Below are 14,189 nucleotides of genomic sequence, written 5' to 3'. Positions count from 1 at the left end.
CATACAGCGGGAGCGTTCGTCGCTTCAATTCATTTTATCAATATCAGGTATAGTCTTAGCCTATGATTTAGCCGGCCATTCGCGTTTGCAATGGTCGAGGAAATCTCTGGCGTGCGGACGCAACTGCTCATCGTTGCGCCAGATGGCCACGACGTGCCGCTTCAAGCGCGGATATTCGAGTTCGGCGTGGATCAGACCAAGCCCGGCGGCGCGACCGACCGCCACCCCTTTTGGCATGAGCGCTACGCCATATTGTGCTTCGGCCAGACGAAGGGTGAGATTGACGCTGTCCACTTCGGCCCGGATATGCAGCGGGTTTTCACGTGTGGCGCGATTGAGAAGGGAGCGGATGGCATAGCCGTTCTGGAAGGCGATGACAGGGATGTTCGTGGCGAGCCGCTTCGTTTGACGAAGCTGATCCGCCCAGGGCGCCGATGGGTGGAAGACGGCCACGATGTCTTCGCGAAAGAGCATTTCGCTTGCCAGATCGTCGTGCAGATTCTGCGTATCGTAAACGAAGCCGACATCGACCGTACGTCCCCGTGCGAGCGCGACCACGTCCGCCGAACTTCTGGCGCGAAGATCCGGTCTGACGTGGGGAGCCGTTTCCAGGTAGCTCGGCAACAGTTCCGGCAGGAAATAGGTGAAAAGCGTATGGACCGAAGCCAGGACCAGGCTGTCGACGGCCGACGTCTGCGAACGGACTTCGGACCATGCCTGATCGATCTGGCCGAACGCGGCACCGATCGTTTGCTTCAGTGTTTGTCCCGTAGGAGTGAGGCTCAGCCGGCGCCCGCCACGGTGAAACAGAAGCTGCCCCAATTCCTTTTCCAGCTTTGCGATCTGCTGGCTCAGACTGGGTTGCGACATGCCCAGGCGGTCGGCCGCCGCGGAGAACGTGCCTTCGCTGGCGACCGTGAGGAACAGGTGGATGGCGCGATAATTGGGCGCGAACGACATGTCTGGTGCCACCTTTCAGGGCCTTGTCCGAGCGAGAATATCGACGGCGCGGCGCAGATCGCCTTCATCCAGGCTTGCATAGCCGATCCGAAAGGCCTCGGGAGCGTGTTGCGTATCCAGAACGAAACGGAGCCCCGGCGCAATGGCCAGACCGGCCTGTGCGGCGTTGTTCGCCCAGGTTTCAGCGCTCAGCCCGTTCGCCACGCGCAGCCATATGGCCAGACCGCCCGCCGGTACATCGAAAGAGACCGCATCGTTCAGTCGGCGTAGGAGTTCATCGGCCAGATAATCGCGCCGGGACCTGTAGATGCGCCGCGCCTTGCGGGCGTGGCGTCGCAATTCGCCATCGTCGATGAGGTTGGCGAGCGCCTGCTCGAGCGGCACATCGCCCTGACGGTCGATCGCTTCGCGCCGATCGGCCATTCTTTCGATCATGGCCGGGCTGGCAATGGCATACCCGATCCTGAGAGCAGGGGCGAGCAGCTTGGACAGGGAACCGATATAGATCACCCGGGTATCGGTACCTGCGCGCGCCGCCAGCGAAAGGACGGGCCGCCCCTCGAAACGGTATTCGTGATCGTAATCGTCCTCGAGGATCGTGAGCCCGTATTGCCTGGCGATCTGCAGAAGCTTCAGCCGGCGGCCCGCTCCCATTGTCACGGTTGTCGGATATTGATGGTGCGGCGTGAGATAGACCGCTTTCAGGGCCGGTTCGTTTTTCGCAAGGTCGGCAAGGCGATCCACGCAGAGGCCCTGGATATCCACCGGGACCGGAATGACACGCGCGTTCGCGGCGCGAAAGGCGGACCAGGCAAGCGGGTAGCCGGGCTGTTCGACAGCGATGGCTTGGCCCGGTTCGAGGGTCGCGCTGGCGGCGAGAAACAAGGCCATCTGGCTGCCGCGCGTCACCAGAACATCGTCCGGCGAAGGGGCAAGCCCTCTTTCCTCCATGAGATATTCCGCAAGAGACGCTCTCAGGGCCTGGCAGCCACGCGGATCGCCATAGCCCGCATTCGAAAGAAAGGCCGACGATGTCAGTGTCCGGCGAAAAGCGCGCGCCAAGGCGACATTGGGTAATAGTCGCGCGTCCGGCACACCATCGGACAGGCGCAGAAGCGGCCGCTCGGTCGCGGTCTTTTCGGACCGGTTCGCCTTTCTCACAGGCGGCTTTTTCCCCGACAATGTCTGGCCTTCGGGAAGGTCGTTGGCAACGAAAGTGCCGCGCGACGACCTGGCGACCAGCCAGCCCTGCATCATCAATTCCTGATAAGCGGCATCCACCGTGTTTCGATGCAGTTTCAAGGTTTTCGCCAGTGTTCGGGTGCCTGGCAATGCGTCCCCCGGCTTCAGCCGTCCGCGCTCGATCTCGCCGGTGATGGACCGCGCCAGATTGATGAAGAGAGGTTGGGTGGCGTCGTCGATCACTTCGATCATGATCGCGCTTCCCCGTCTGATCCGGCCCATTGCAGTTCTCCTAACCGGCCCTTTTCGATAGGCCGGATAGTGATATTCCACAGAACGCACCCCAAGCAACCTTGCTGAAGGGCCTAACGGCCGCGTCACCGCTTTCGTCGCGTCAAACCCCTGCATAGAGATAGCCCGTAGATGATCCGCTTTGAGTTTGGAGACTTTTTCCAGGAACGACTGACGCAGCTTCGCCAGGAAGGCGGCTATCGAATCTTTGCGGATCTCGAGCGCCGTTCACCCGGACAAAAGCCCGAACCAAAAAAGAATGATGGGCTGACGGCGCGCTTGCGCACAGCCGGCGGAGCCTTGCAGGCTTTCGATCACCGCCTCGGTCGGGAGGTGACGATCTGGTGCTCCAACGATTATCTTGGCATGAGCCGTCATCCCAGAGTGCTCTCGGCCATTCACGCGGCCACCGATCGCTACGGCGCCGGAGCTGGCGGAACCCGCAATATCTCCGGCACAAGTCACGAGCACGTTCTTTTGGAGGCCGAGCTTGCCGATCTGCACGGCAAGGAGGCTGCGCTTGTTTTCACCTCCGGCTATGTCGCGAACGATGCGGCCCTGTCGACGATCGCGCGGCTCGTGCCGAACTGCGTCGTCTTCTCCGACGCTCTCAACCATGCCTCGATGATCGAAGGCATACGCCGGTCGGGCGTCGACAAGGTGGTCTTTGCTCATAACGATCCATTGGATCTCGACAGGCAGATGCAGCGGATCGGACCGGGGCGGCCCAAACTCGTCTGCTTCGAGAGCTGCTACTCGATGGACGGAGACTTCGCACCGTTGGAGGCGATGCTGGACGTCGCCGAAAAGCATGGCGCGATGACCTATCTCGACGAGGTTCATGCCGTCGGCCTCTATGGCGAGCGCGGCGGCGGTGTTGCCGAACGCGACGGTGTGATGCATCGGGTCGATCTCATTCAGGGTACGCTCAGCAAAGGGTTCGGCGCGATCGGCGGTTACATTGCCGGAGATGCCGCATCCGTTGATTTCGTCCGGAGTTTCGCACCGGGGTTCATCTTCAGCACCGCGCTGCCGCCCGCTGTGGTGGCAGGCATACGCGCGGCTATTCGTCACCTGAAACAATGTGGCAATGAACGCGCGGCCCTTCAGCGACGGGTCGCATCGGTGAAGATGCGAATGCTCGAATGCGATCTGCCGATTCTGCCGTCGCCGAGCCACATCCTTCCTCTGATGGTCGGTGACGCCGTGCTTGCCAAGCGCCTCAGCGACAGCTTGCTGGAGCGGCACGGCATCTATGTGCAGCCGATCAACCATCCAACAGTTCCTCGGGGCACGGAACGCCTGCGTATCACGCCGACGCCGCAACATACTGACGCCGACGAAACGCATCTGATCGAGGCACTGGTCGATGTATGGCCGCGTCGGACATCAACTTCTTCGGCTGACGTGCGGCACTTCGTGGCGGGCGCATGAATGTTCGATACCGGTTGCGCGAAGCATCATCGATACGATCCAATCCGGCCTATCTGCTTTTCTCTAACTGGCTCTTATGGAGAGGCCGGTTCGGCTGTAGATTTTCCTGACATTCCCGCGCGCGACCCTCTTGCCGCGGCCCATAGCAAGGAGTTTGCCAAATGGCTGACAAAGCGGTTTTCTATCATGCCGGCTGCCCCGTATGCGTCGAAGCGGAGCGCCGCTTTGTCGATGCGCTGGACGGCGACAGATACAGTGTCGAAGTGGTCCATCTCGGCGAGCAGAAGGACCGCATTGACGAAGCCGAGAGGGCCGGCGTCAAATCCGTTCCCGCACTCGTCATCGATGGTTCTGCCTATCACATCAATCACGGCGTCGATCTGTCGGCGCTACGCTGACCGGGCGGTTGTGAGGTCGATTGATGGTCAAAACAGCGGTCGCCATCCGGCATGTCCATTTCGAGGATCTCGGAACCTTCGAAGCGGTTCTGTCGAGCGCGGGCTACAGGGTTCATTACTACGATCTCGGCGTTCACGACCTGCGGACGCTCGATCCCCTTCGTCCCGAATTGATGATCGTTCTGGGCGGACCGGTGGGCGTCGGCCAGGCGGATTTCTACCCGTTTCTGACCGAGGAGCTCGATCTGCTGCGCGCCCGGCTGGCGGAGAACAGGCCGACGCTCGGCCTATGCCTCGGCGCCCAGCAGATCGCTGCCGCATTGGGAGCGAAGGTCGCCTCGATGGGTGAGAAGGAGATCGGCTTTTCCGAGCTGTCGCTGACGGAGGCGGGCAGAAACGGCCCGCTGCGGCACCTGGCCAGTGTGCCGGTCCTGCACTGGCATGGAGACGCATTCCAGATTCCCGACACTGCGGCCTGCCTGGCGTCGACACCGGTCTGCCAAAATCAGGCGTTTGCGCTCGGCTCCAACGTTCTCGCCTTGCAATTTCACCCGGAAGTCGATGCCTGTGCCGGCGTGGAACGCTGGCTCGTCGGGCACGCAGCCGAGCTGGCGATGGCGGGCAAGGATCCGCGCGAACTGCGTGAACAGGCCGAGAAGATGGGCCCGACCCTTCGGGATGGCGCCCGTAAGATGCTGATGGAATGGCTGAAGGGACTGACGGAATGATTGTCCCGGTCAATATGCTGCTGGTCGGACAGGTCGCGCCGCTTGGCGAAGATGCGGTCCCGAGCGGGATCGACAAGCATCCGGTCGAACGTGCCGTGTTTCTGAGGAAAGACGGTCTGGAGGGCGATGCGCAGGGCGATCGCAAACATCATGGCGGCGCGGACAAGGCCCTTCATCACTACGCCTTCGACCACTATGCGGCCTGGCGAATGGAGGTCGGTAACAGTCCTGTCCTTCATGCACCGGGCGCATTCGGCGAAAACATCTCCACCCTCTCTATGGACGAGAACACTGTCGCCATCGGCGACATTTTCCGCTTCGGCGACGCCGTGATCGAGGTTTCGCAGGGACGACAGCCCTGCTGGAAGCTCAACACCCGGTTCGGCGTATCCGACATGGCGAAGCGCGTGCAGAAGAGCGGACGTACCGGTTGGTATTATCGGGTGCTCGAAGAGGGTCGCGTCGCTCCCGGCGTCGAATTGCGCCTCATCGATCGCCGCTCCCCGGAATGGCCGCTGCGCCGGCTCTGGCGCACGCTTTACGTCGATACGCTGAACTATGACGAACTCACCGCAATGGCGGCGCTTCCGCATCTGCCGGAGAGTTGGCGGCGCTATGCAAGTCAGCGGCTGAAGAACCGGAAGGTCGAGGATTGGTCGCGGCGGCTGACGGGCAAGGTCCGCGCCGCAGGCTGAACCCTTTGATGCGTCCGAAACAGTGAGAAAAGTGGATTGGAATGAAATGCACCAGCCAGTCGGTCGATACGAAACGAACCTTCCTTACGGCGGCGCGGTGTCGGATGCCGAAGTGAGCGCTGCCCTGCGTCTGGAAGGCGGGCGGCAACAAGATCATATCGAATTGATTGCTTCGGAAAACATCGTCAGTCGCGATGTCCGCATGGCGCAGGGCTCCATCCTGACCAACAAATATGCCGAAGGTTATCCGGGCCGCCGATATTATGGCGGTTGTGAGCCGAGTGATATGGTGGAGCGAATTGCGCTCGACCGTGCTTGCGCGCTTTTCGGGGCAGCCCATGCGAATGTCCAACCGCATTCCGGCGCCAATGCCAATATTTCTGTCCTCTTCGCTCTTCTTGCGCCGGACGACCGGATCATGGGTCTCGATCTCGCCTGTGGAGGCCATCTCACCCATGGTTCCCCCGTCAGCCTATCGGGGCGCTGGTTCAAGGTTTCGGCCTACAGGGTCCGGCGCGACGACGAACTGATCGACTATGACGAGATGGAGCGGGTGGCCAGGAAAGTAAGGCCGCGCCTGATTTTCGCGGGCGGCTCGGCCTATCCGCGCAAGATCGATTTCGCCCGGATGCGTGAAGTGGCCGATTCGGTCGGAGCCTATTTGGTGGCCGACATCGCCCATTATGCCGGGCTGATCGCGACGGGCCTCTATCCCGATCCCTTGCCGCACGCTCACATCGTCACATCCACGACCCACAAGACTTTGCGCGGGCCGCGCGGCGGCCTGATCCTGACGAACGACCCGGATCTTGCCAGACGTATCGACAAGGCTGTCTTTCCCGGCACGCAGGGCGGTCCGCTCATGCATGTGATCGCCGCCAAGGCCGTCGCTTTTGGCGAGGCGCTGGACGATCGCTTCCGGGACTATTCGCACGCGGTCCTGGCAAATGCTCAGGCATTGGCCAAGACATTGCAGGCAGGTGGCTTGCGGCTCGTCACCGGTGGCACCGACTGCCATCTGGTGCTCGTCGACCTCCGCTCCTTCGGCCTGACCGGAAAGGAGGCCACCGAAGCACTGGGACATTGCAATCTTACCGCCAACAAGAACGCCGTGCCGTTCGATACCGAGAGCCCCCAGGTCACCTCAGGTATCCGTCTCGGCACGCCCGCCGGCACATCCCGGGGTTTCGGTGTCGACGAATTTCACAAGATCGGCGAGCTCATTCTCGACGTTCTGGAAGGGCTTCGCGGCGGAAACCTGAACGTGGACGAGACAAGGGCCCGTGTCGAAGACCTGACGCGGTCCTTTCCGGTCGAAAGATAGCGGCATGCGGCAGAGAAGCACTACTGTCGACCGGCGGGTCCGAACTGTCTGTCCCGCGGCGCAGGCGACGGGACGGTCTTGCCGAAGAGGGGGACGACCTCTTTGCATGTGATCTCGATCCAGAGCCAGGTTGCTTATGGGTGTGTGGGGAACAGCGCAGCGGTGTTTCCCATGCAGGCCGCCGGCCTGACGGTGACCGCGGTTCCGACAACGCTATTGTCGAACCATCCGCATTACCCGACCGCTCGCGGCCGGGTGCTCGACCCGGATCTGGTTGCCGACCTTCTTCGCGGCATCGAGGAGCGCGGACTGCTCGAAACCGCGTCCTTCATCGTCACCGGTTTCCTCGGTTCGCCGGAGATCGGCGCGGTCGTCGCCGAATTCGTGGTGCGCGCGCGACAGCGCAATCCGGCGATCCGATATGTCTGCGATCCAGTGATGGGTGACGATGATCTCGGTGTCTTTGTGGCGAATGGATTGCCGGAGCTTTTTCGCGACCGGCTCGTTCCAATGGCCTCCCACATCACGCCGAACCAGTACGAACTGGAACTGCTGGCCGGGAAGAGGTGCCGCTCCGCCGATGACCTGAAAGATGCCGCATGGAAGTTACGCGCACAGGGAACGGACGAGGTTGTCGTCACTGGCTGCGTTCTGGACGATACGCCCAAGGGAGATATCGAGACGATCGTTCACGCTCCGAACGATCTTCATCGAACTGTCTCTCCCCGCCTGTCGATCCGGCCTTGCGGGACTGGCGACCTCTTCACCGCGCTCTTGATTGTTGAGTTATCGAAGGGAAGAAGACTGCCCGATGCCAGCGCCAGAGCGACCCGAGGCGTATTGAGGGTCTTGGAGCGCACCCGGACGTCCGGTGCCATGGAGTTGCAGATTGTCGGAGGTGCTTCAATTCACGACAGGAAGAGAGGGTCCCGCCGCGATGAAACTGTAAATGCGTGAACCGTATATGGTTCGACAGATGCGCGCATTCGGTTCCATTGACGGGCGTCGCACCGGCAATATCGCAGCATCAACGATGTGGATGAAGCCTGCAATGCGGCCATTTCTATAAATTTTCTCGCAAGCTTACGGGTTCGGGTCATCATTTATTGACCATGTCATGCGTCCTGCGCAAAACCTATTGGCGTGATTTCTTCTAACTGCCTGCCATACGCAAATGTAAAACTTCCCGGACAATGCTTTGGGAGGAGCGCATGTTGGACACTATCGCGACGCGCGGCGACGCGTATGGTTTGTATATTGGGGGCGAATGGGTTCCGTCCCAGGGGAACGCTTTATTGGATAGCGTGAACCCCTATACGGGTGAGGTTTGGGCCAAGGTCGCCGACGCGACCGAGGCGGAGGTCGATCGGGCTGTGAAGGCCGCGCGCGCCGCGTTCGATGGCGAGTGGGGTTCCATGAGTGCCCGGGACCGCGGTCGGTTGCTCCAGAAGCTGGCCGATCTGATCACCGAGAACGCCGCCTGGCTTGCCGAGGTCGAGAGCACCGACAATGGCAAGCTTCTGAAGGAGATGGGCGCGCAAGCCAGCTACCTGTCTGAATGGTTTCGCTATTTTGGCGGCGCGGCCGACAAGCTGTCCGGAGAGGTGCTGCCTTCGGAACGGCCGAACTTCATGATCTACACCCGCTATGAGCCTGTGGGCGTCGTGGGCGCGGTGACGCCGTGGAACTCACCGATCCTGCTCTTGGGCTTCAAGCTGGCCCCGGCGCTCGCGGCGGGGTGCACCTTTGTGGTCAAGCCATCCGAGCATACCCCCGTTTCCACGCTGGAATTCGCCAAGTTGTTTGATCGCGCGGGCTTTCCGAAAGGGGTGTTCAACGTCGTTACGGGCGGACCTGCCGCAGGCGCTGCCCTGACCGCGCATCCGGGCATCGACAAAGCCGCTTTCACCGGATCTGACACCACTGGACGCAAGGTTCTTCACGCGGCGGCAGAGAACTTTACTCGGGTCTCGCTCGAACTTGGCGGAAAGTCCCCGAACATCGTCTTCGAGGACGCCGACCTCGAAGCGGCGGCCAACGGTGTGATCGCGGGCATTTTCGGGGCGACGGGACAGACCTGCATGGCCGGCTCGCGCCTTCTGGTACACGCTGCTGTGAGAGACGCGTTGATCGAGCGTGTTGCCGCGCGGGCGCGGACAATCGTCATGGGCGATCCGATGGACGCGGCCACCGAAATGGGTCCGATGGCGACAAAGCCGCAGTTCGAAAAGGTGCTCGGCATCCTCAACCGGGCCCGCGAGGCGGGCGCTACCTTCGCCTGGGGCGGTCGCGCGAGTCCCGATCACGACGGCTACTTCATCGAACCGACGATCGTTGTCGATGTGGACCCGGATATGGAGGTCGTTCGGGACGAGATCTTCGGGCCCGTCCTTTCCGTCCTCACCTTTGAAACAGAGGACGAGGCGGTTCGCCTCGGCAACGATACGCGTTTCGGCCTGGCTGCCGGCGTCTGGACCCGGTCGGGTCAGCGCGGTCACCGCGTCGCCCACCGTCTGCGCGCGGGCACGGTATGGATCAATGCCTACCGCGTCGTCGCCCCAAATGTTCCGTTTGGCGGGTTCGGCCATTCTGGCATGGGCCGGGAGAACGGCTTCGACGCCATGAAGCAGTATACCGAGACCAAATCCGTCTGGGTGGAATTGACCGGCGCGACGCGCGACCCGTTCTCGATCGGGTGATCCGATGGCTTGGCTATCGGAACGCTTGGCGGACACGTCCGCCGGGCTGCTCGTCCTGCCGGGAGCCCATGACGGTCTGACGGCAAAGCTGATCGCCGGCAGCAAGGCGGAAGCCGTCTACTGCGGCGGTTTTGCTACCGCCGCGGTGGCGGGCCTGCCCGATCTCGGACTTCTGTCGTTCGAAGAAATATCCGGTGCCCTTGTGCGGATTGTCGAGGCGGCGGGCGGCAAACCGGTTGTGGCCGATGGCGACGCCGGCCATGGCGGTCTTCTCAACGTCGAACGCACGATCCATCGTCTGGGACGGATCGGCGTGTCGGCTGTTCACATCGAGGACCAGGTTGCGCCCAAGCGTTGCGGACATCTGGACGGGAAGATGGTGGTGTCTCGCGACGAGGCCATCGCCCGGATTGCCACTGCGGTGGCGGCGGGGCGGAAGGCCGGCGTCGAGATTATCGGGCGCACGGACGCATTGGGGCCCGAGGGGCTGGACGAGGCGCTCTGGCGCGCGGAGGCCTTTCACAAGACCGGCGTGGTCGCAGTCCTGGTCGATGCGCCGAGAAGCGCTGAAGAGGTCCGGACGATTGCTGAGAACGCATCGGCCCCTGTTGTCTTCAACGCGGCGCCGACGGGCAGCGGGCCTGCCCTTGATCACAAGGCCCTCCAGACGATTGGCATCGCTGCTGTGATCCACCCGATCGAGGGCCTGCTTGCGGCCACGGCGGCGGTGGAGGCGACGCTACGCACGCTCGTGGGAGGCAAAGCGCAGCATTGCGGCGGCTTCGACGGGATTAATGAAATTCTGGGCACGCACGCTCTTGTCTCACGCGAGCGCGCCCTTTGGCAAACCACTACCAACGATCTGGGGAGGATCTGATATGGCCATCGACATCTCGACGAAACGGTTGCGTCTGGCATGCGGCACGGCCTTGCTGGCCTTGGCGACGACCGGGGCGCATGCACAAAGCGACGTCAAGGCGCTGGGAGCCAATGCAGCCGGTCCTGCTGTGGACCTGCCGGCCAAGACCATCGGTGTGCTGCAGCTTAACGCGCAGGCTGAGGTGGCCTTCCGCATCGCCGAAGGCGCGCGCCAGGCCGCTACTCACCTGGGCTGGAAAACGGTGACTTGCGATAGCCTCGGCGATCCGCGCCGGATGGCCTCCTGCGCGGACAGCTTCTTGGCCCAGGGCGTGGACGCTATCGTCACCGTCGCCATCGAGCCCGGACCCGTGACCGCTCAACTGCGCCGCGCACGGGAAGCGGGCGTTCCGTGGGTGACAATGGGCGGCGGCACGACCCCGAGCGAACTCGTCACGGCCCAATACGCGCCGCTCGAGACAGAAATGTCCGACCTTCTCCATGCTTACCTGCTCGATCGGCTGCCCGAGCGCGGCGATCCCGATCCCGAAATTGCGATCTCGACCTTCAGTCAGGTTTGGGCCGGGAAGCAGCGCTCCGATGATCTGTATGCCGACCTCGAAGGCACGGGCGTGACGGTGGTCGACGAGCATGTGAGCGATCTGGCCAACCAGATCGCGGATGCACGTCAGTCAGTCACCAGCCAGCTAACGGCTTACCCCGAAGTCGACGCCCTGCTCGGCACGGCAAACTACACCGTTCCGGTGATGGGCCAGCTGGTGGCGCAGCGTTTTGGCGGTGCCGATTACCCCGAGCGGCCCCTCATTGTGGGGTATCTCGACGATCTCGTTAATCTCGAAGCCGTCCGGCGCGGGCAGGTCGATGCGATAGCTACGATGCGACTTGACGCACCGAGCTACGTCGCGATCGACCAGCTCGCCCAGCATTTCGCTCGTGGCCATGAGCTCGACCCCGACGCTTACCTGTCGGGCAAGGAGGTCTACGGCATCGACCTGACTGAAGCAGCGCTGATCACGCGCGACAAACTCCCACCGGAAGGCGAATACGTCCAGCCTGCCGACGACTTCGTCGCCTTCTTCGAGGCGAAGTGGAACGCCGAGTTCGGAGTGGGTGGATGACAACCGTGGAGACCCGGGGGCCGGCGCTCGCCGGCTCCACACCCGCGCTCTCGCGCGTGATCGGGATCTTGCAGCGATATGCCCTACCCATCGCGATCCTCCTGGCCGTCGCCCTGTTCGGCTCGCTCCGGCCCGATGCGTTTCTCACATGGCGCAATGCGACCGCCGTGCTGACCCTCGCCGCGCCGATGCTGGTCGCTGCGCTCGGCCTGACCGTGGTGCTCGCCATGGGAGAGATCGACCTGTCGTTGGGATCGGCCATCGGGCTCGGAGGGGCACTTGCCGTCTGCGCGATGTCGTTTTTCGGGACGCCATGGCCCGTGGCGATCGTCCTCGGTCTCGCCGCAGGTGCTGCGGCCGGACTTCTCACTGGCGCGATGGTGGTGCGCCTGGGCGCAAACTCTCTGATCATCACGCTCGGCATGGCTTCGGTGCTGACGGGTGTCGAATTTCTCATGACCGATCAGCGCACAATCTACACCGGCATTGCGCAAGGATACATCGCGCTCGGCCAATCGGAGGTCCTTGGCCTGAACCTTCAGGTCTGGATCGCCGGCCTGATCGCCATATGCGTTCATGCGCTTCTGTGGCACACGGAATGGGGACGCGGCATGTATGCGGCGGGAGAGAACCCGGAGGCGGCGATCCTGGCGGGCCTCCCCGTTTCGGCTCTCCGAATAGCCGGTTTCGTGATCGCGGGCCTCGGGGCCGCGATTGCCGGCATCCTCCTGACGGCCCAGACGGCGTCGGCCTTCTCCAACGCGGGTCAGGCCTTTCTGCTGCCGGCATATGCAGCGGCGTTCCTGGGTTCGACCGCCTCATCCGACGGCCGTTTCACCGCCTTCGGAACGGTGCTTGCCGTCTTCTTCATCGGGATTGTCCAGACCGGGCTCACAATGGTCCAATTGTCGACGGGCGCGATCTCGCTGGTGCAAGGGGCTCTTCTGATCGGCGCCGTTCTTTTAAGCCGCCTAGGGCGGAAGGAGCGTCGATGACCGCGCTTCTTGAAGTCCGTGGTCTCGGCAAGAGCTACCCGGGGACTGTTGCGCTCCACCCGACCAGCCTTTGGTTTAATGCCGGCGAGATCACCGGCATCATGGGAAAGAACGGAGCCGGCAAGAGTACGCTGATCCGACTTATCGCGGGCGCTGAATCGCCGAGTGTCGGATGCATCATGGTGGACGGTCGACCTGTTCGCTTTTCGAAAACGTCCGACGCGGCCGCCGCCGGAGTTGCCGTCGTCCATCAGGAGCTGTCGGACCTGCCACGTGCGACTGTCGCGGAAAATGTGTTGCTCGGCGATCTGCCACGACGCGCGGGCCAGTTTATCGACGGTGCAAGACGCGATGCCCTCGCGCGAGCTGCTCTCGACCGCGTCGGCCTCGCCACCGATCCGCGGTCGCGGCTTGCGGATCTGAGCGTTGCCGACCGTCGCCTCGTCATGATTGCCCGGGCATTGCGCAAGGATGCCCGTATCCTGATCCTCGATGAGCCGACAGCCTCTCTCAACGAACCGGAGATCGCGCGCCTGCACGACCTCTTGCGGGTCTTGCGCGGGGAGGGCCGGGCGATCCTTTACATCACCCATCGGATGCAGGAGGTCGACATGCTGTGCGACCGTGTCGTCGTCTTGCGGGACGGGCATTTGGTCGCGGACGGTCCGATCGACACCTGTCGCGGCGAGCGTCTGATTTCGATCATCGCCGGCCAATCGCTTGCACAGAAGTCTTCTGTCTCCGCAGCGGCGCCTTTAGGGGCAAGGCTGACGCTCGAAAATCTCGACCCATTCGCCACCGGAGAGCCATTCGAATTGGCCGTCCGGCGCGGTGAGGTTCTCGGCCTTACGGGTCTTGCAGGAGCCGGACGGACCGAATTGTTCGAGCAAATCATGGGCCTTGGGCGGTCGACGGTCACGCTGCGGGAGACGGACGAGCGTATCGAGCTGCGGTCCCCGCGCGCGGCCGTTGCCGCCGGCGTCTCGATCGTCCCTGAGGATCGTCGGGGCCTTGGGATTATCGCCCCGTTCGATCTTGCCGGTAACATCACCGCGGCTTCGATGCGGCGATCGCGTTTGTTCAGAGGGGTTCCGCTGCTGTCCCGCAGGATCGACCATCGCCGTGGCGGCGAGATGATCGCGCGTCTTGGCATCCGGGCAATCGGACCGAGCGCGGGCATCGGATCGCTCTCGGGCGGTAACCAGCAAAAGGCGATCATCGCCCGATCCCTGACGGTCGGATCGCGGCTCCTGCTTCTCGACGAGCCAACTCATGGGGTCGATGTCGATGCAAAGGCAGAGATTTATGGGCTTGTTCGGAAAGCCGCTGCCGACGGCGTGGCTGTTATCCTCGTCTCCTCCGACCTGCCCGAGCTCGAACGTCTCGCCGATCGGGTCGTCGTACTCGCAAACGGTCGGCCAGTGGCGGAGCTGACCGGTCCCGACATTGCGGAGAAGACTATGCTGCGCCACGCTTCGGCGTGAGC

General features: G+C 62.7%; 13 protein-coding genes. 11 read left to right on the top strand and 2 right to left on the bottom strand.

Annotated elements, in window-relative coordinates; translation table 11 throughout:
- Positions 1-60: 60 nt before the first annotated feature.
- Together B7H23_RS04205 and pdxR are read right to left on the bottom strand one after the other, a co-directional pair.
- Complete coding sequence (locus B7H23_RS04205; RefSeq protein ID WP_094076094.1) at positions 61-960, bottom strand: LysR family transcriptional regulator; 900 nt, start codon at positions 958-960, stop codon at positions 61-63.
- Positions 961-975: 15 nt separating this feature from the next.
- Positions 976-2,394 carry a MocR-like pyridoxine biosynthesis transcription factor PdxR gene (gene pdxR, locus B7H23_RS04200; RefSeq protein WP_173861880.1) on the bottom strand — a complete coding sequence of 473 codons (1,419 nt, stop codon included), beginning with the start codon at positions 2,392-2,394 and terminating at the stop codon, positions 976-978.
- Positions 2,395-2,565: 171 nt separating this feature from the next.
- On the opposite strand from pdxR, the gene hemA reads away from it, so the two are divergent.
- The 11 genes from hemA to B7H23_RS04145 all read left to right on the top strand — a co-directional run bounded on the left by hemA (position 2,566) and on the right by B7H23_RS04145 (position 14,187).
- Positions 2,566-3,867, top strand: a complete 1,302-nt coding sequence (gene hemA, locus B7H23_RS04195) for a 5-aminolevulinate synthase (RefSeq protein WP_094076092.1) — start codon at positions 2,566-2,568, stop codon at positions 3,865-3,867.
- A gap of 161 nt (positions 3,868-4,028) precedes the next feature.
- The gene (locus B7H23_RS04190; RefSeq protein WP_094076091.1) at positions 4,029-4,265 is read left to right on the top strand and encodes a thioredoxin family protein; all 237 of its coding nucleotides are present in this window, start codon (positions 4,029-4,031) and stop codon (positions 4,263-4,265) included.
- 23 nt (positions 4,266-4,288) lie between these two features.
- A complete protein-coding gene (locus B7H23_RS04185) occupies positions 4,289-4,993 on the top strand; it encodes a glutamine amidotransferase (RefSeq protein WP_094076090.1) in 705 nt (234 codons plus the stop codon).
- Entirely contained in the window at positions 4,990-5,688 is a 699-nt protein-coding gene (locus B7H23_RS04180; protein WP_094076089.1) for an MOSC domain-containing protein, read from the top strand. Before B7H23_RS04185 ends, B7H23_RS04180 begins: the two co-directional genes overlap by 4 nt.
- Positions 5,689-5,734: 46 nt before the next feature.
- Positions 5,735-7,012, top strand: coding sequence for a serine hydroxymethyltransferase (glyA, locus tag B7H23_RS04175; protein ID WP_094076088.1), 1,278 nt, complete (start codon positions 5,735-5,737; stop codon positions 7,010-7,012).
- A 108-nt stretch (positions 7,013-7,120) separates the two neighbouring features.
- Positions 7,121-7,969: a pyridoxal kinase gene (gene pdxY, locus B7H23_RS04170; protein WP_338044323.1), complete on the top strand. Its 849-nt coding sequence runs from the start codon at positions 7,121-7,123 to the stop codon at positions 7,967-7,969.
- A gap of 254 nt (positions 7,970-8,223) precedes the next feature.
- Positions 8,224-9,711 carry an aldehyde dehydrogenase gene (locus tag B7H23_RS04165; protein ID WP_094076086.1) on the top strand — a complete coding sequence of 496 codons (1,488 nt, stop codon included), beginning with the start codon at positions 8,224-8,226 and terminating at the stop codon, positions 9,709-9,711.
- 25 nt (positions 9,712-9,736) lie between these two features.
- Positions 9,737-10,588 carry an isocitrate lyase/PEP mutase family protein gene (locus B7H23_RS04160; protein WP_158215761.1) on the top strand — a complete coding sequence of 284 codons (852 nt, stop codon included), beginning with the start codon at positions 9,737-9,739 and terminating at the stop codon, positions 10,586-10,588.
- Position 10,589: 1 nt separating this feature from the next.
- Complete coding sequence (locus B7H23_RS04155) at positions 10,590-11,708, top strand: sugar ABC transporter substrate-binding protein (protein WP_158215760.1); 1,119 nt, start codon at positions 10,590-10,592, stop codon at positions 11,706-11,708.
- Positions 11,705-12,703 (top strand): ABC transporter permease, encoded by a 999-nt coding sequence (locus B7H23_RS04150; protein ID WP_094076083.1) that lies wholly within the window; start codon positions 11,705-11,707, stop codon positions 12,701-12,703. Before B7H23_RS04155 ends, B7H23_RS04150 begins: the two co-directional genes overlap by 4 nt.
- A complete protein-coding gene (locus B7H23_RS04145) occupies positions 12,700-14,187 on the top strand; it encodes a sugar ABC transporter ATP-binding protein (protein WP_094076082.1) in 1,488 nt (495 codons plus the stop codon). The genes B7H23_RS04150 and B7H23_RS04145 overlap by 4 nt, the downstream gene beginning before the upstream one ends.
- The last annotated feature ends 2 nt before the right edge of the window (positions 14,188-14,189 follow it).

This window comes from Notoacmeibacter marinus (assembly GCF_002238045.1).
Classification (GTDB): domain Bacteria; phylum Pseudomonadota; class Alphaproteobacteria; order Rhizobiales; family Rhizobiaceae; genus Notoacmeibacter; species Notoacmeibacter marinus.
The sequence above is the reverse complement of the archived record's forward strand: the minus strand, read 5'-3'. Positions and strand labels throughout refer to the sequence as shown.

What these genes read in the sequence shown, in the direction of transcription:
- B7H23_RS04145 (WP_094076082.1), top strand. Translation starts at nt 12,700, where the DNA reads ATGACCGCGCTTCTTGAAGTCCGTGGTCTCGGCAAGAGCTACCCGGGG.
- glyA (WP_094076088.1), top strand. Translation starts at nt 5,735, where the DNA reads ATGCACCAGCCAGTCGGTCGATACGAAACGAACCTTCCTTACGGCGGC.
- B7H23_RS04185 (WP_094076090.1), top strand. Translation starts at nt 4,289, where the DNA reads ATGGTCAAAACAGCGGTCGCCATCCGGCATGTCCATTTCGAGGATCTC.
- B7H23_RS04150 (WP_094076083.1), top strand. Translation starts at nt 11,705, where the DNA reads ATGACAACCGTGGAGACCCGGGGGCCGGCGCTCGCCGGCTCCACACCC.
- hemA (WP_094076092.1), top strand. Translation starts at nt 2,566, where the DNA reads ATGATCCGCTTTGAGTTTGGAGACTTTTTCCAGGAACGACTGACGCAG.
- B7H23_RS04165 (WP_094076086.1), top strand. Translation starts at nt 8,224, where the DNA reads ATGTTGGACACTATCGCGACGCGCGGCGACGCGTATGGTTTGTATATT.
- B7H23_RS04180 (WP_094076089.1), top strand. Translation starts at nt 4,990, where the DNA reads ATGATTGTCCCGGTCAATATGCTGCTGGTCGGACAGGTCGCGCCGCTT.
- B7H23_RS04190 (WP_094076091.1), top strand. Translation starts at nt 4,029, where the DNA reads ATGGCTGACAAAGCGGTTTTCTATCATGCCGGCTGCCCCGTATGCGTC.
- B7H23_RS04205 (WP_094076094.1), bottom strand. Translation starts at nt 960, where the DNA reads ATGTCGTTCGCGCCCAATTATCGCGCCATCCACCTGTTCCTCACGGTC.
- pdxR (WP_173861880.1), bottom strand. Translation starts at nt 2,394, where the DNA reads ATGATCGAAGTGATCGACGACGCCACCCAACCTCTCTTCATCAATCTG.
- B7H23_RS04155 (WP_158215760.1), top strand. Translation starts at nt 10,590, where the DNA reads ATGGCCATCGACATCTCGACGAAACGGTTGCGTCTGGCATGCGGCACG.